This is a genomic window from Spiroplasma endosymbiont of Amphibalanus improvisus (assembly GCF_964030645.1).
In the GTDB taxonomy this organism is placed as follows: Bacteria; Bacillota_I; Bacilli_A; order Mycoplasmatales; family Mycoplasmataceae; genus CAXIPX01.
In genome coordinates, this window is sequence record NZ_CAXIPX010000003.1 from 380,930 (window position 1) to 398,575 (window position 17,646).

Here is a 17,646-nt window from a genome sequence, read left to right on the forward strand (position 1 = left end):
TTAACCTCTATTTGTTTTAAGTATATCTATTAATTTTACATAATCGTTATAATAAAATCTTGGTATTTTATTGTTTTCAACGCTTCATTTAATAAAACATTTATTCTCGGTTAAATGAAGACAATTAGAAAATTTACAATTAAATTCAAAATTACTTTTTTTAAAAATAAATGATGAAATAGTTGTTAAATTTAAATCATTAAAATCAAAAGAAGAAAAACCAGGTGTATCTGCAATAATTCCATTATTTAACATATATAAATTAATTGCAGTTGTTGTGTTTTTTCCTCTTTTTGATTTTCTTGATATTTCTTTAGTTTTAATAATTTCGTCATTCAATAGATTATTAATTGTTGTTGATTTTCCGGCACCAGATTGACCTGTGAATACTGAAATTTTATTATTTAAATGACTTTGAAATTCTTCTCAAGAAGGAGAATCTTTTAGTTTGTTACTAATAACAGAAACTGTAAATCCTAAATCCTTATAATCTTGAATCACACTAATTAAATTATCTGCATCCTCAATTAAATCCCTCTTAGAAAAACAAATAAGTGGTTTAAAACTATTGAATTCTAAAGATCAAATAAATTTATTTAATAAAAAAGAATTAAAATCTGGTTCTTTAAAAGGGACAATAATAACAATTTGATCAATATTGGCAATTTTAGGATGTTTCAATTCATTTTTTCTTTTGTATATTTTAGAAATAACACCTGTTTTTTGTTCATAATCTATTTGAACATCAACAAAGTCACCGACTATTACTTTATTAGCATCATCTTTTTTTAATAATCCCTTTAGACGACATAAATATTTTACTTCATCAATAAGCACAAAAAAATAATCACCACTGAGAGATATTACAAATCCTTTTTTTATAATCATATTATAATTATGGCAACTACTAAAAATAATACAATCGCCAAAGATAAAAACGTAATTAATAAACTATTTTTTAAAAATTTTGGATTAAAAAGGTATTTATCAACCATTGGTTTTAAACTATATTTCTTTGTCTTTGAAGAATAAAGTAAAATTTGATTTTTAAGAGGCTTTTTTAATATAGGTTTTTTTTCTCAAACTTTCTCTAAATCTTTATTAAATTCTTGAACACTTAAATAACGTTCTTCAGGATTTTTAGAAATTGATTTCATGATTATATATTCTAAATCTTCTGACAATTCTGGTTTAATCCTTCTAGGTAAAACAGCTTTTTCTTTTACATGTTTTACGGCGACTAAAATAGGTTTTACATCAACAAAGGGTGGAACACCTGTTGCCAATTCATACAAAACAACACCCAAAGCATAAATATCAGATAAATTAGTTGCTGGATGTGATTGTACTAATTCTGGTGCCATATATTTAGAGGTTCCAATTATTTTTTTATCTTGCTTATCTCCACTACCGTGAACAGAAACTCCAAAGTCTGTAACCCTTACTTCACCACAATAAGAAATTAATATATTTTCAGGTTTAATATCACGATGAACAATATTTTCATTGTGAATAGCCATAACCGCTTTATTAATTTGAGAAAAATAAAATTTCAATTCCTTATTGGTACATGAACCAATTTTATAAATTCAGTCTTTCAATGTGTATCCTTGCATTAACTCCAAAACAATACATTGTCTTTTTTCATATTCAAATCTTGCAAACACTTTAACTACATTTTGAGAATTGGTTAAGTGGGCGATAGCTTCGTATTCTTTATACGCTTTTTCTTCAGCCTTTACATCCTTTGATAATGTCACAGTCATTATTTTTATAGCAACTTTTCTATTCAAATATTCATCAAAAGCTTCATAAACTTCAGCCATTCCACCTTCTGCAATTTTACGAATAATGCGATATCTTTTTTCTAATAACTCACCATTTTGAATTTCTTTTATTTTTTTATCGTTTGTAGTTTTATTTTGTTCTTCTTTATTCATTATTAAACCCTATTTAATATTAATAAATTATTTTATTTCAAATAATAACGCACTTAAATTATCTGTAGAAAAATTATCTAATGCTAATTGAATAATATCTTTTAATTTGTCATCAGCTTTTTTATTAGACTTCAAAATATTATACATTTCCGATGTATCTAAAAAATCATGAATACCATCGGTAGTTAAAATATATTGACCAGGAGTATCCTTTATAATATAAGTATCAATTTTCATTTTCTTAGTAGGCCCTAAAGCACTAGTCAAAATTTTTCAAAAAGTATCTTCATTATATTTATTTTTTAAATGCGGATTTTGTAATAACTTAGTTCTTTCATCTTGAGTAGTACTGTTATAAATATTTTGATCCTCAGTAATCTGATAAATTTTGTTATTATGCAATTTGTATAATCTTGAATCTCCTACATTAGCAACAAAAATTTTTGAATTAGACATAACAGCAGTAACTAGTGTTGTCCCCATATCTCCATATTCAGGATTTTTAATTGTAAATTTTAACATATAATCTTGAATAGAATAAATAGTATCGATCAATCAATCATTGATATCACTATCAGAAGATTTAGAAAAATCCTTTTCATTAAACATTTCTATTAATCTATTTACACATAATTCAGAAGCTTTATCACCATGTTTATGACCACCCATACCATCACAAACAATAGCAATATGTTGACCATAAGCATTGGAACTATGCCCTACATAATCTTGATTACTTGTTCTGTATTGACCTACATCAGTTTTAGAACAAAAAATTATTTTTTCATTTTTTTCCAATTTTATTCACTCCATTTTATACAAAAACAATTAATAATATTATAACATAATAAAATTTTATTAATTGTTAAATTATAGTCACAAATTCATTTTTAGAAATTCTATAACTTTTTCTAAAAGATTCAGCATCGTTTGAATCGAAATACCCTAATGCCATACAGATAGAAACTCTTTGTTTATTTGAATCAATAATTTTCATATCGTTCAAAACTGAATCAATATTAGATTTAAAACCACCTAAAAAGGAAGAACCTATCTTTTTATCAGCTGCAGCAAGCATCAAGAATGATGCACTTATATAAGTTTGAAAAAAACAAAAGTAATCACCTTCTGTGTTTTTGATTTGATCAACATATTTATTAAAAAAATTCATTCTTTTCTTAAATTTATCTTTATCAATGATTAATTTACTTCATCTTTCAATTAAATATTTTTCTTTTATAATTTCATTAATTTTTAAAGAGGTGAAAATCAAAAGAGAGTCAGCAGAATTGACTAAATTATAATTTGTTTCTGAAAAAACTTCTTTAGCTAAAACTTCTTTCAGTTCTTTATTTCTTATTACTATTAATCTAGTAGGTTCCAATCCCATACTACTGGGTGCGTGTCTTGCCACCTCTAATAATTCATTTAAATCTTTTTCAGATATTTTTTTATCAATATATCTTTTTATTGTTTTTCTAAATTCACTAGCTTCTATAACGCTCATTTTTTATCATTTTCCTCATTTTGCATATAAAGAAATAATCTGAAAAATAATCAAAACCAAAATATTGCTTTTGATATATTATCTCAATATCTTTATATTTATTTTTAAATTTTATTATTTGTTCTTCGTTTTCTATTTTATTAAATGTACATGTAGAATAGACTAACTCTCCACCTTCTTCTAATAAAATATATGCTTTTTCTAATAATTTTTCTTGTAATAAAATATTCTTTTTTAAATCAAAAGGTTTATAATTTATTTTAATTTCAGGTTTTCTTTTTGTTACACCTCAACCTGAGCAAGGTGCATCCAATAAAATTTTAGAAAATTTATTTTTTTCAGATATATTTAAAGCATCCATGTTTAATATAGCAGAATTTTGAACTCCTAATCTTTGAATATTTTCTTCTATTCTTTTAATTTTATTCTTTTTCAATTCGCAAGCAATTAAAACGCCCTTGTTCCTCATTAAAGCACTTATGTGTGTGGTTTTACCGCCTGGCGCAGCACACATATCTAAAACTTTATCATCACTATTTGGATTTAAAATTTCTACAACTTTTGAACTCATTGGATCTTGAGCAATAATTAAACCTTCCTTAAATAAATCGGTATTAATTAAAGGCTTTTCTGAAATAATAGAATTTTTTGAAAAATCATTTATTTGAAAATAATATTTCTTTTCAAAATCATTAACAAATTTTTTAAAAGAAATTTTTATTGTATTAATCCGATAATTCAATTTTGACTTATTTAATGAGTCTTTCAATATTTTATCTAATTGTTCAAAATCATATTGTTTTAAAAGTTTTTCTATAATTTTTTTATTTCATGAGTAATTATAATGCAAAAAAAGTAATTGATCTTCTTGAGTGATTAAAACTTTTTCTGACTTTATAAGTTTCCTTAAAACTGCATTACACAAATTGGCAAATTTTAAATTAATACTTTTTGCAATAAATACTGCATCATTCACAACTGCGTAATCGGGTATTTTTTCTAAAAAATATATTTGAGCCAAACTCATTAACAATAGAATTTTAATTTTTTTAGGAGTCTTTTTTATATCAATAAATTGATTTATATTTTTTTCTAAAAAAAAATGATTTTTTAAAGTTAATAAAACTATGTTTCGAATTAAATTTTTATCTCTTTGTTCAAAATCACTATAATTTAATTCATTTAATAAAGTATGACTAGGAACATTATTCATTAGGATATCAATCAAAATTTCATAAGCAACTGAACGAGGAGATATTATTTTCTTATTTCTTCTAAAATTATTTTCTTGCATTCGTTTATAGTTTCTTCTAAACCATTATTTTCAACACAATATTTATATTTATTTTTCAAGTTCAATTCCATTCTAGCCTTATCTAATCTTTTTTCGATTAATTCTTTTTTCTCTGTCCCTCTTTTAATAATACGTTTTTCTAATTCTTCCAAACTAGGTGGTGTTAAAAAAATTGATATAGCATTCGGTAGTTTATCTAAGACTATATTAGCTCCTTGAACTTCAATTTCTAATAAAACATTTTTACCCTCACCTATTTTTTTTTCACAATAATTTTTTGGAGTTCCATAATAATTACCTACAAATTCTGCGTATTCAATTAATTCATTATTTTCAATTGCCTTAGCAAATTTTTCGGGAGAAACAAAAAAATAATTTATACCATCAATTTCTTTTTCTCTTTTTTTTCTAGTAGTCATTGATATTGAATAAATTAAATTTAAAGATTCATCCTTCAATAGTTCTTGGCAAATAGTTCCCTTTCCTACTCCACTTGGACCTGAAATAATAAATAATTTACCTTTTTTATTTCTTTTCATGTTTCATCTCCTCAAATCTTAAAACATATAATCACTTACTTGGATACTTCTTAATTTTCAATTCAACTAAATTATATTTTTTGAAATCTAAAGGAAACTCAGATTCACAAGCAATTATACCAAAATTATTAATAATTTTATTTTGAAAAATATAATCTAAAATTTTATAATAATAATTAATTTCTTTAAATGGTGGGTCTAAAAATAAAATATCTATATTAATATGATTTATTTTTAGATAAACTAATGCATCATAATAATCTTTTTTTAATATACATGCATTATTTTCAGCTTTACAATTCGCTACATTAGTTATTAACATTTTATTAACTAAAGGGCTTTTATCATTCAAAAAGCACTTTTTCCCTCCACGAGAAAGAAACTCTAAACCTAATTGACCTGTACCAGCAAAAATATCTAAACCAATTTTATTTTCATAAATAAAATAATTATTTAAAATATTAAATAAATCTTCTTTCACTCTAGAAGTCATCGGTCTGGTGAAATTATTTTCTGGAGTTTGTAATTTATTTTTTTTAAATTTACCGCTAATTATTCTCATTTAAATATACCTAGATTAACAATAACATAAAAAAACATTTTTTCTATGTTATAATTAATCGTATTTAAAGAGGTGTTATATGCTCCAAAATAAAAAGCCTGGACCTGAATGATTGTTTTTTGATAATACAGAGGTTATTAGAAATTCAAGCGATGATGTAAATTTACCCATTGTTCCAAATGATGAAATTATCATGAAAAAATTAATTGATTTTGTAATCTTATCACAAGATGATGTTGAAAATGCTGATGAAAAAATTAGACCTGCAGTCGGTTTAGCAGCGCCTCAAATTGGTTATAATAAAAACATGTATTACATAAGATTTAAAGATCAAAAAAATAATATTGAAGAATATGCGATGATCAACCCAAAAATTACTGGTAAATCACAACAAAAAGCCTATATATTAAATGGTGAAGGTTGTTTAAGTGTTGCACAAGATTACGAAGGGATTGTGCCTCGTAGTTATAAAATTCAAGTTGAAGGTTATGATTATTTGAAAAAACAAAATTTATCATTAACATTAAGAGGCTACAAAGCTATTGTGTTCCAACACGAACAAGATCATTTAATTGGTAAATTATATTATGACTATATAAATAAAAAAGAACCGATGGAAATCGATTCTGATTGAATGCAAGTTTAATAACAATTAATTTTTATTTAAAATTACAGGAATAATTAATGGATTCCTTTTTTTTATCTTATATATAAATGGTTTTAAAGACTGTTTGATGCAATTTTTTAAAGAATTAAAAGTCACATGTTCTGAATTTAAATTTTCTGTTACAGCTTTTTTAACAAGTGAAATAGATTCTCCGATAATGCTTCCAGAACCTTTAACATAAAAACTTCCACGAGATAAGATTACTGGATCTGACAATAATTTATTTTCTTTAGAATCAATTAATATTAAAACAGTTATTAAACCATCTCTAGATAAAACTTCACGATCACGGACCACTGATGTTGTTTTTCCGGATAAATCTTTTCCATCTACATATATAGGTTCTGCATCAATAGATTTACCTAGAACTGCCTCCTCTTTGTAGATGTTTATCTGATTTCCGTTCGCACAAATAAAAACATTATCTTTTTCAACATTAACTTCTACTGCTGTTTCACCATGTTTCTTCAACATTCTATAATCACCATGCATAGGCATAAAATATTTTGGTTTTAATAAATTAAATAATAATTTTTGTTCTTCTTGAGAAGCGTGACCAGAAGTGTGGATTCTCTTGTTAGTATCATTTTCAAAAACATAAGCACCACTTCGAATTAATTTATTAACAATTATTTCGATCGGTAATTTATTACCAGGAATTGGTGATGAAGAAAAAATTACACTATCACCTTTTTTCACATTTAATACTTTGTGTTCTCCGCGAGCTATCCTAGACAATGCTGCCATAGGTTCACCTTGTGAACCGGTACAAATTATTAAAAGTTCATGATCTTTATTTTTAAATTTTGAAATATCAGATGTTTTAACAAAAGCATTATCTTTTATTTTTAAATGACCTATTTGACGAATAATTTTAATGATTCTTTCCAAACTTCTACCAAAAACTAAAATTTTTCTTTTGTGCTTATCTGCCATTTCAATTATTTTTTGAATTCTATGAACATTAGATGCAAAAGTTGAAATAAAAATCCTTCCTTTTGCTTTTAAGAAAATTTCATCAATATTTTTAATTATATTTGACTCAGTTTCAGTATAACCTTCTACTTCAGCATTAGTTGAATCTGCCATCAATAAAGTAACGCCTTCATTCCCTAAAGAAGTCATTCTTTCTATATCTGCTCTATGCCCTAAAGGAGTTCAATCAAATTTATAATCTCCTGTAGAAACTATCAAACCATTTTCGGTATGAACAGCGATTCCAAAAGCATCAGGAATACTGTGGTTAACTCTAAAAAAAGAAACTCTATTTTTTCCAATTAAATAATCTTTACCACTTGCAACCTCTACGACATTAGTTTCTTTAGTTAATTTAAATTCCTTCAAACGATCTTTTATCAATGAAGCTGCTAATGGCGGTGCGTAAATTACTGGAATTTTTACTTGTCTAAGTAGATAAGGTATTCCTCCGATGTGGTCTTCATGTCCATGAGTTATGCATAAAGCTTTAATTTTTTTAGAATTTTCAACTAAATGTTGATAATTCGGGATAATAGCATCTACACCTAACATATCTTTTGAAGGGAATTTGACTCCGGCATCTAAAATCAAAATATCATCTTTGTTTTCAATACAATAAGTATTTTTTCCAATTTCTTCTAAACCACCTAAAGCATAAACAGACATAGAATTTTCGTTAGGTTTAGTTAGTATTCCATCTACTATTTTTTTATTAATAGAAACATTATTATTCATAATTAAAAACCTCTAATAATCATATTAAATATTCAATTTTATTATTCTCAAAAAAAATATAAAAATAATATAAACATATATTTATTAATTATACATATTTATAAATAAAAATCTATATTTTAAAATGATAATAAATGTTTAAAATTTGATTTTAATGCAATAAAAAGAATATAATAAATATTATTAATTTTAAAAGGAGTAAAAAATGAATAATAACGGATTAAAAGGGGTGAAAATGATGGTTCGAATAGCTGCGGGATTTGGAATTATCATGATGTTATTTGTCCTGATATTCTACGTTAATTTGTTGACAGGCGGTTCATCTTGAACCAATGACGGTCTTCTACGTTTTGAAACAATGGATGACTTATTTAGTTATAGGTTAGCTATTATATTGCTATTGATTTGATCTACTGTTAATACATTGATATGTAATACTGCTGTAATTATGTACTCAATGAAAGATGATGCTACATTTATTGCAAATAAATGAACATTAGCTGTTTTGTCAATTTCTATTGGCGGTATGTTTACACCATTCATCTTAATAAAATTGCCTAATACACCGACTTCAGCAACAAAAAATGCACGTGGCACAATTGTTAAAGTTTTTGGTTTAAGTTGAGCTGTCTCTTCAATAATTTCAATCGCAACTATCGGCGGAATATATGGTTCATTAAGTGACCAAACATTCGTGGGGAATCAAATGAATATATTCATAACATTAATGACTGTATTTGGTGTTTTAGCATTAGTGAATGCACTATCTTCGTCACTGTTTTTTCTAGATTATGGAAATAAACAATTAGCAGCAGGAGAAAAAGGTAATGGATTTGTAAAAGCTATCGCAGTTGTTTATACATCTATTATAACTGTTAATTTAGCGTTACAGTTCTTATCTTCTCTATTCTCTATGTTTAGTGGATTTAATAGAGGTAATAATGCCTTTGCAAATTTCTTCAATGGAATGTTCCAATTGACAAGATCTTTATTTATGATGTTCTTAATTTTCCAAGTAATCAAAGGATTATGGGTAGACCGCGGTAATCAAATGAAATTTGATACTTACAGTAAATGAAATAATAATCAGCAAAAACCTAAACAGGTTAACGCTAATTATTAAGCAAATAAAATATTAAACAAATAAAAAGCTATGTTTGAAACATAGCTTTTTATTTGTTTAATATAACATAATTATTTATTTTGAATTGAATCAATTCCTGGCAAAATTTTACCTTCCATAAATTCTAAAGAGGCTCCACCACCTGTTGAAATATGAGTAAATTTATCTTCGAACCCTAATTGGATTGCTGCTGCTGCTGAATCTCCTCCACCAATAACGGTGAACGCTCCTGCTAACTCAGAAATTGACTTACAAACAGCTTTTGTTCCTGCGGCATAATTTGAAAATTCAAAAACTCCCATTGGTCCATTTCAAACAACCGTTTTTGCACCCTCGAGTTCCTTTTTGAATAATTCAATACTTTTTGGTCCAATGTCTAGACCCATTAAATTCACGTCAATGTTTTGATCAGCAGAAAAAATAGGTTTATCATTTGCAAAAGATGCGGATGCAGCAGAATCTATTGGTAGAATGATTTTGCCGTTTGAATTTTTTAACAATTCAGTAGCTATATCAATACGATCCTTTTCTACAAGAGAGTTACCTGTCTCAATTCCTTTAGCTTTAAAGAAAGTGTATGCCATACCTCCACCGATTAAAATTTTATCTGCTACTTTTAGTAAGTTTTGAATAACATTAATTTTGTCAGAAACTTTTGCCCCGCCAATAATAGCCACAAAAGGTGATTGTGGATTATTTATGCATTTCTCTAACATCGCCACTTCTTTTTCTACTAAAAAACCTAAACATGAATTTTTGATATAAGAAGCAATACCCACATTTGAAGCATGCTCTCTATGAGCAGTTCCAAAAGCGTCATTTACGAAAATGTCTCCCAAAGATGATCAATATTTACCTAATGTTGAATCATTTTTGCTTTCTCTTTTCGCTTCTAAATTAATAGTTCCGTCTGAATTTGTAATATCTGCAAATCGAGTATTTTCGAATAAAACTACTTCTGTAGGTTTCATTTTATTAATTTTTTCTTCTAATTCATGACCTTCGATTGAATTCACAAATTTAACAGGTTTTTTTAACTTTTTAGATAACAATTCTGCAACTGGCATTAAAGAATTCTTTTTTAAATCTTCTTCTTTCTTTATTTTTCCTAAATGAGAAAATAAAACTACCTTAGCGTCATTGTCCAGCAAATACTCAATTGTTGGTAATGCTGCATTAACACGATTGTCGTTTGTTACTTTACCATCTTTCATCGGCACATTGAAATCAACACGCACTAAAACTGTTTTATTTTTAAATTTATAATCTTTTAAAGTTTTCTTCATATAAATCTCCTTAAATGAATAACAATTAAATTTTACACTAATTTAAAAAATATATATTAATTAAAAAAGACTAATTTTAAAATTAGTCTTTTTGAACAACAAATTAGTTTTTATAAAATTTGATTATTATAAAGCTGCAAAGTATATTGTTGTACGAATCATTTGTGAAACATATGACATTTCATTATCATAGAATGAAAATACTTTAACCATTTGTTTACCATCTGTTTCGATAACTTTTGTAAGTGTTGCATCAAAAATTGAACCAAATGAAGAACCATAAACATCTGTTGAAACGATTGGTTGATCATTGTATTCCATAGTTTTTGACAAATAACCTTTTGCATATTTTTCCATAGCTTGGTTAATTTCTTCAGCAGTTACATTTTTTTCTAATTCACATGTTAAATCAACAATTGAACCTGTAACAGCTGGGATTCTTAATGAGTAACCATCTAATTTACCATTCATTTCAGGCATAACTTTACCTACGGCAATTGCTGCCCCAGTATCTGTTGGTATTATGTTATTGAAAACTGAACGTCCTCTTCTTAAATCTGAATGAGGTAAATCTAAAATTCTTTGGTCATTTGTTGCGGCATGAATAGTTGTCATTAACCCTCTTTTTAAACCAAACTCTTTATTTAAAACATAAACTAAAGGAACTAAACAGTTAGTTGTACATGATGCTCCCGAAATAATTGTATCTTCTTTTGTTAATTCTTTGTGATTTACACCAAATACTATTGTTGGCATCTCTCCACTTGCTGGTGCTGAAATAACTACTTTTTTAGCTCCAGCATCAATATGCAATTGAGCTTTTTCTTTAGTTCTGAAGAAACCTGTTGATTCAATAACGATATCCACACCTAATTGTTTTCAAGGTAAATTATTTGGTTCTCTTTCAGAGCAAACAATAATTTCTTTCCCGTCAACAATCAATTTTCCTTCTTTATAAGATATTTTCCCTTTTAAGAAAAGACCTTGTGCAGTATCATGTTCTAATAAATATGCTAAAGTTTTAGCATCTGTCAAATCATTTATAGCAACAACTTCAACAGATTTTTCTTTTCATAATTTACGAAAAGCTAGACGACCAATTCGTCCAAAACCATTAATGGCAATTTTTTTCATTAATTTATAACTCCTTTAAATATATATATTTAGATTATAATAACATTTTATTAAAAAACAAATAATAAATTATTAAATTTTTCTTCAAGAATCACCTTTAATGATAAAAGGGATAGCAAGACCTCTTATTCTGTCTACGATTCTCTCGGCATTAATTTGCCCTAAGATACCACCTTCTTTATTATATTTAGTTTTTAAAATTTCTATTGGATAGTTGGAACTAAAAAAAACTATTTTATTTTTATTAATTCTAGAATTCAAAATTGGAAAAATAATTGAATCTCTACTTCAAGTGCTAATTTGTTCACCACCAAAATCATCTAAAAATAAAACATCGCAATTTTTAATATTGTTAATTAACTTTGCATAACCAGAAGAAGGATCTTCAAATGATTCTTGCGCTTTATTTATTAATGAAGGAGTATCTATGAACACAATTGTTTTATTATTTTCAGAAATTCTGTTTGCAACTAATTTTAATAGATGCGTTTTGCCCACTCCACTAGAACCACAAAGGTATATTCCTTTGTTTGAATTATTTTTTATAATTTCAGACAAAGCTTTTGTGACATTTATTCTATAGATGTCACCCGAATTAACTTTTCAGTCAACAGAATTTCTAATATTAAGTTTTAAATCTTTTTTATCAAAATCAAAATAAAGATAATTTTTTTGTATTTTATAATCTTCTTCAACTTTTTTTTGATGAGCGCAAGATAAATAAAATCCTATTATTTTATTATTTTTATATTGTAAATTATAAATCAGGCCTTTTTTAGGTTGGAGACATTCATCAGTTATAGTATTATTCTTAACGCATATTTGATTCATTAAAAAAGTATCAATTTCTTTTCTACTAATTTCTAATTCAGAATCAGAAATTTTATATTCATTAATTAATTTATTAATAAAACTATTTTTTTTTATTTTATCAATTCATTCCACTTTTGCATCACTTATTTTTAAAACATATTTTCAAAATTGACAGATTCTGAAGAACTATTGTTAATAACATCATTGTTTGTTAAATTTTCTAAAGATTGTTCATCAAATTTAGAAATTTTAGGATATTTACTAATTTTATTTTTTATTGGAGATTTTTCATTTTGTAAATTTTTAGATTCTGATTTTTTTCAATTATTTTTATTTCGATTATTGTAAGCTTTTTTGCAATATAACATTGTTTCTTCTGCTGTTTGGATGTTCAATTGACTAATTGTATTTCCATATTTTAATAAAAAGTTAGAAACAAATTTACCATTATTATTTAAAGCGCAATAATCTATCAAACAATTTATAACACCATTTTTCAATCCAAAATCAATTTGTAGTTTAGAAATACAATCAATTTCAGCTTTAGAAATATTATTTTTATCAAAAACTAATTTAATGAATTCATGTGGTGTAAAAAATTCCATTTCATTTATTTTTGAATTTTCTGGAGATAAATTATCTATTGGAGATTCTAATAAACTATTTATTAATACAGAAGATATTTCGGAAACCTTAGGATCGTTTTTTAATAATTCTTTTTTAGTGAAATCATTCAATGCATTTTCTTTTAAAATTTCAAAATCTAATTTCCCTGTTTCGTCAATTGATTCTAAAATGAAACGAAAAACTTGTTTTTCAGTTAAATTATAATTTTGGAAAATATTATTAATTTCTATTTTATACTTTGTATAAATATCAGGGTTTATTTTTTTCTCAATCAATTGTTTATCAATGTTTTCAAAAGATAAATTATTTTTAGACATAATTTTAGAAAATTTAAAAACTTCCTTAAAATCTACAAGTAGTTCGATACTTTCAGCAGGTTTTAAAAAACTAATATATTTTTGTTTAATTATATTTAAATTATTTTCACCAATTTTAGATTCAAGCAAATCAGTTCAATTTTTATTTTTGAAAAATTGATCCGGATCTTTAGGATGGGATAAAACAAAATTATATTCATTTTTAGTTTTACGGAAATAAACACGCAATAATTTAATTCCATTTAAAACATTTATACTTTCAAAAAAATCTTTTTCTTTAATTGATAATTTTTTACAAATTTCATTAATAGAATGGGATATTTGCAATGAATTAGAATCAAAATTTAAAAAATATTGATATAGCATAAATGATTGTGAGCCAATAATCGGTTGATATACATCTAATAAAAAGTTTTGATTTTTTTGTGTTCACAAACTTCAATTTGATATTACAAAACTTGGATTACTATTAACTAATTCATTTTTACCCATTGATAGGACCACCTTTTTTAAATTTATATTTTATTTGATAATTATTAATTATATTAATTTAAAAAAATCTTATAAAAAGATTTTTTTAAAAAAAAATAATTTCTTTTTATTTTTCAACAATAAAATTTAAAAAAAATGTTTTAAATAAAGGGTAAAAACAAGTTTCAACATTTACAACATTAGATTATTTTTGACAATTCGGACAAAAATATGTGCCTCTACCATTTAATTGAATTTTATTTATAACTGAATTACAAACAAAACAATTTTGTTTGATACGACCATGTACTTTTAAATTATTTTTATATTCTCCTATTTGACCATCTCCTGAATGATAACTTTTTATTGTTGTCCCGCCTTTTTTAATGGCTTCTAAGAGGATAATTTTTGAATGTTCAATCAAATCCTCTATTTGCTTTAAAGTCACTTTTTTACTTGGTGTTTCTGGTCTTATCTTTGAAGCGAAAAGAATTTCATTTGCATAAATATTTCCAATACCCGAAATAATTTTTTGATCTAAAAGAGCGGTTTTTACTGATATACTTTTATTTTTTCAAGAATTTTGCAAAAATTCAGGAGTCAACTTAGAATTAAATGGTTCATAACCAATATTAAGATATGGTTTTAAATTTTTATATTCAGATATTTTTTGCAAATTTAAAGTACCAAATTTTCTAGTGTCATGATATCTTAATTCACTTCCATCATTAAAGACAAAAGAAAACATCACATGCTTTCACTCTATATCATTATCATCATCATTTTTAGCATAAAAATATTTGCCTTCCATTCTTAAATGACTTATTAAAACATAATCATCCAAAATAAAAAATAAATATTTAGCAAGTCTATCAATTTTTAAAATTTTTTTTCCTTTTAAAATATTTAAAAATTTTTCAACTTCAGGTTCTTTAACAATTTTGTTATTAAATAAGCGGACCTCTTTAATGGTTTGATTAACAACATTTTTTTCTAAATAACGTTTTACAGTTTCTACTTCTGGTAATTCTGGCATTTTACTTCCTCTATTTTAATTTAAATCAATTCTCTCCATAGCTAAAATTCACTTTTAGTGGTACTTTAAATTTAAAGACATTTTCCATTTCATTAGCTATTAATTTAGCCATCTTCTCAACATCTGTTTTAGATACCTCGAAAATCAACTCATCATGAATTTGGGCAACTAGTTTAGGTTGATTAGGCATGGTGTTCACTTTTTCATTAATTTTAATTATTGCTAACTTTAAAATATCTGCAGCAGTGCCTTGAATTGGCATATTTTGGGCCATTCTAGCACCTTTATTAAAAATTTGGGTATTAGAACTTTTAACTTCAGGAATATATTTTTTTCTTTTAAAAATCGTTTCTACATAACCTTTATTTTTAGCATTTTCTATTGAAGATGCTAAATAATTTTTAATGGTTGGTGATTTTAAAAAATAATTTTTTAATATTGAATCTGCCTCGCCAATAGATATATTTAATTCTTCCGACAAACCAAACGAAGACATTCCATATATAATTCCGAAATTAACAACTTTAGCCTTTCTTCTTTGTTCAAAAGTCACTTCTTCAACATTAATATCAAAAATTTTAGAAGCGACAATTGCATGAATGTCTTTATCATTGTTAAATGAATCTATCAAATCAAAATCATTTGAAAAATGTGCTAAGATTCTTAATTCAATTTGTGAATAATCTAAACTAACAAATATTTTTTCATCAGAAGAAGGTATTAGGAACAAACGCATTCTCTTTTGTAAATCATTTTTTATTGAGACAGTTTGAATATTTGGTTCTACCGAGGATAAACGTCCTGTGTTTGTTTTTGTTAATTTAAAAATGGAATGAATTTTACCATCATTTAAAATATATTTTTGAAATGACAATAAGTAAGAATTTAATAATTTATTTAATATTCTATTCTCTAAAATTAGTTCTACTATTTCATGTTGATTCTTAATTTTATTTAAGACATCTACAGAAGTTGATCCTTTTGATCAATCAGATAATTTTAATTTTTTAAATAAAAGATTTTGAACTTGTTTTGGAGATTGGATGTTAATTTCTTCACCAGCAATTTTATAAATTAATTTATTTAATTTTATTAATTTATTTTGCACATTTTGAATTTGTTCTTGTAAAATTATTTCATCAATTTTTATTCCGTTTATTTCCATTTGTGCAATATAAAAACATACAGGAAAATCTATTTCCTTATACAAACTATAAACATTTTCCTTTTGTAATTTTTTAATAACTTTAGGTATTAATTTATTTACTACTAAAGTTTTTTTTATAATATGTTCAACAATTATTTCTATAAATTTTTCAGGATAATCTTTTAATTGTTTTGTGTAAACTAATTTATCTTCTTGTAAATTAATATCAGTGCCATAATATACATTTAAATAATTTAAATTTAAATCAATATAGTGAGTTAAATCATAACTTGCCAATAATAAGTCATCAACAATATTATTGATTTTTAAATTTCAATTACTAAAAATAACAATTAATTTTTTTACATCATAAGAATTTTTTAAATATTTTCCTTCTAAAAATTCCCTAAAGATTAAATCTTCTTTTGCTATTTCAGGCTTGATAAAATAAGTACCTGTTGTATTAACTAAGCCTATGCCTAAAACCTTTGAAGTAAAGTAATTATCTTCTAAAGTTTCTACAAATAGAGTGTTTTCTTTTTTATCGTCAATAAATTCTAATGAAAATTTTTTTAATATTTTGAATTTAGAATTTTCTAATTTTGTTTTAGATACATTTTTTAAAAACGAATTCATTTCATATTTAATATAAAATTGTTTTTCAGATTCTAAATCTTTATTGATATTTCTAAATTTATAATCATAATTTATACAATCAGTTTGAATTGTTGCAATTTTTTTACATTTGATTGCTTCATCTTGATCGTTTTGTACTTTAATTTTAATACTTCCTTTTAATTTATCGATTGATGAAATAATATTTTCTAGTGTTTCAAATTCTGTTAATAATTTTACAGCACTTTTTTCACCAATTCCTTTAACACCTTTATAGTTGTCAGATGCATCGCCCATAAGCCCTTTTAAATCAGGGATTTGAATAGGTTTAATATTTCATTTTTCAAAAATATAATCTTCATCAATAATCTTAAATTCTCCATTACTGCCACTTATGGGAGAAACGATATTAATTAAAGGTGAAACAATTTGATACAAATCCTTATCACCGGTCAAAATGTCAACTTTATATTTTTTGCTTTCAGCTTGCTTCGCTAAGCACCCTATGAGATCATCAGCTTCAAAATCAGTCATTTCTAAATAATCCAAATTAATTGATTTTAAAAATTCTTTAGCTATTGGAAATTGTGTTCTTAATTCATCAGGAGTTTTATCTCTGTTGCCTTTGTATTCAGGCAAAATTTTGTGACGATAATTTTTTTTGGATTTATCAAAACATACAACATAACTATCATATGCATTTTCGTTTATAAATTTATTTATTGATTTAATAAATTTATAAACGGCATTAATAGGTTGATTATCACTCGTTCTTAGAATATTAGAATTATTATATGCAGTTGCAAAATAATATCTATAAAGACTATAATTTCCGTCAATTAATAATATTTTCAC

The 17,646-nt window shown here is 25.1% G+C and carries 16 protein-coding genes; 2 read left to right on the forward strand and 14 right to left on the reverse strand.

What is annotated here, in order from left to right:
* The 7 genes from rsgA to AAHM77_RS02165 form a co-directional block, all read right to left on the reverse strand.
* Complete coding sequence (rsgA, locus tag AAHM77_RS02135; protein ID WP_342252488.1) at positions 1–888, reverse strand: ribosome small subunit-dependent GTPase A; 888 nt, start codon at positions 886–888, stop codon at positions 1–3.
* Complete coding sequence (locus AAHM77_RS02140; RefSeq protein ID WP_342252489.1) at positions 879–1,940, reverse strand: serine/threonine-protein kinase; 1,062 nt, start codon at positions 1,938–1,940, stop codon at positions 879–881. Before AAHM77_RS02140 ends, rsgA begins: the two co-directional genes overlap by 10 nt.
* 27 nt (positions 1,941–1,967) lie before the next feature.
* On the reverse strand, positions 1,968–2,738 hold the full coding sequence (locus AAHM77_RS02145) for a PP2C family protein-serine/threonine phosphatase (RefSeq protein ID WP_342252490.1): 771 nt from the start codon (positions 2,736–2,738) through the stop codon (positions 1,968–1,970).
* 67 nt (positions 2,739–2,805) lie between these two features.
* Positions 2,806–3,447, reverse strand: a complete 642-nt coding sequence (locus tag AAHM77_RS02150; RefSeq protein WP_342252491.1) for a nitroreductase family protein — start codon at positions 3,445–3,447, stop codon at positions 2,806–2,808.
* On the reverse strand, positions 3,428–4,741 hold the full coding sequence (rsmB, locus tag AAHM77_RS02155) for a 16S rRNA (cytosine(967)-C(5))-methyltransferase RsmB (protein ID WP_342252492.1): 1,314 nt from the start codon (positions 4,739–4,741) through the stop codon (positions 3,428–3,430). The genes AAHM77_RS02150 and rsmB overlap by 20 nt, the downstream gene beginning before the upstream one ends.
* Positions 4,705–5,280: a guanylate kinase gene (gene gmk / locus AAHM77_RS02160; protein WP_342252493.1), complete on the reverse strand. Its 576-nt coding sequence runs from the start codon at positions 5,278–5,280 to the stop codon at positions 4,705–4,707. Before gmk ends, rsmB begins: the two co-directional genes overlap by 37 nt.
* A complete protein-coding gene (locus AAHM77_RS02165) occupies positions 5,267–5,842 on the reverse strand; it encodes an RsmD family RNA methyltransferase (protein ID WP_342252494.1) in 576 nt (191 codons plus the stop codon). Before AAHM77_RS02165 ends, gmk begins: the two co-directional genes overlap by 14 nt.
* Positions 5,843–5,921: 79 nt before the next feature.
* Here AAHM77_RS02165 and def point away from each other — a divergent pair, with 79 nt between their 5' ends.
* A complete protein-coding gene (gene def, locus AAHM77_RS02170) occupies positions 5,922–6,488 on the forward strand; it encodes a peptide deformylase (RefSeq protein ID WP_342252495.1) in 567 nt (188 codons plus the stop codon).
* A gap of 6 nt (positions 6,489–6,494) precedes the next feature.
* Here def and AAHM77_RS02175 read toward each other — a convergent pair whose 3' ends face one another.
* Positions 6,495–8,222: a ribonuclease J gene (locus AAHM77_RS02175; RefSeq protein WP_342252496.1), complete on the reverse strand. Its 1,728-nt coding sequence runs from the start codon at positions 8,220–8,222 to the stop codon at positions 6,495–6,497.
* Positions 8,223–8,427: 205 nt separating this feature from the next.
* On the opposite strand from AAHM77_RS02175, the gene AAHM77_RS02180 reads away from it, so the two are divergent.
* Positions 8,428–9,345 carry a hypothetical protein gene (locus AAHM77_RS02180; protein WP_342252497.1) on the forward strand — a complete coding sequence of 306 codons (918 nt, stop codon included), beginning with the start codon at positions 8,428–8,430 and terminating at the stop codon, positions 9,343–9,345.
* A gap of 71 nt (positions 9,346–9,416) precedes the next feature.
* Here AAHM77_RS02180 and AAHM77_RS02185 read toward each other — a convergent pair whose 3' ends face one another.
* The 6 genes from AAHM77_RS02185 to polA form a co-directional block, all read right to left on the reverse strand.
* Complete coding sequence (locus tag AAHM77_RS02185; protein WP_342252498.1) at positions 9,417–10,631, reverse strand: phosphoglycerate kinase; 1,215 nt, start codon at positions 10,629–10,631, stop codon at positions 9,417–9,419.
* A gap of 126 nt (positions 10,632–10,757) precedes the next feature.
* A complete protein-coding gene (gap, locus tag AAHM77_RS02190) occupies positions 10,758–11,768 on the reverse strand; it encodes a type I glyceraldehyde-3-phosphate dehydrogenase (RefSeq protein ID WP_342252610.1) in 1,011 nt (336 codons plus the stop codon).
* Between the two features lie 69 nt (positions 11,769–11,837).
* The gene (locus AAHM77_RS02195; protein ID WP_342252499.1) at positions 11,838–12,710 is read right to left on the reverse strand and encodes a DnaA ATPase domain-containing protein; all 873 of its coding nucleotides are present in this window, start codon (positions 12,708–12,710) and stop codon (positions 11,838–11,840) included.
* Between the two features lie 17 nt (positions 12,711–12,727).
* Entirely contained in the window at positions 12,728–14,014 is a 1,287-nt protein-coding gene (locus tag AAHM77_RS02200) for a DnaD domain protein (protein ID WP_342252500.1), read from the reverse strand.
* Positions 14,015–14,198: 184 nt separating this feature from the next.
* Complete coding sequence (mutM, locus tag AAHM77_RS02205; protein WP_342252501.1) at positions 14,199–15,029, reverse strand: DNA-formamidopyrimidine glycosylase; 831 nt, start codon at positions 15,027–15,029, stop codon at positions 14,199–14,201.
* Between the two features lie 10 nt (positions 15,030–15,039).
* Positions 15,040–17,646 (reverse strand): DNA polymerase I, encoded by a 2,607-nt coding sequence (gene polA, locus AAHM77_RS02210; protein WP_342252502.1) that lies wholly within the window; start codon positions 17,644–17,646, stop codon positions 15,040–15,042.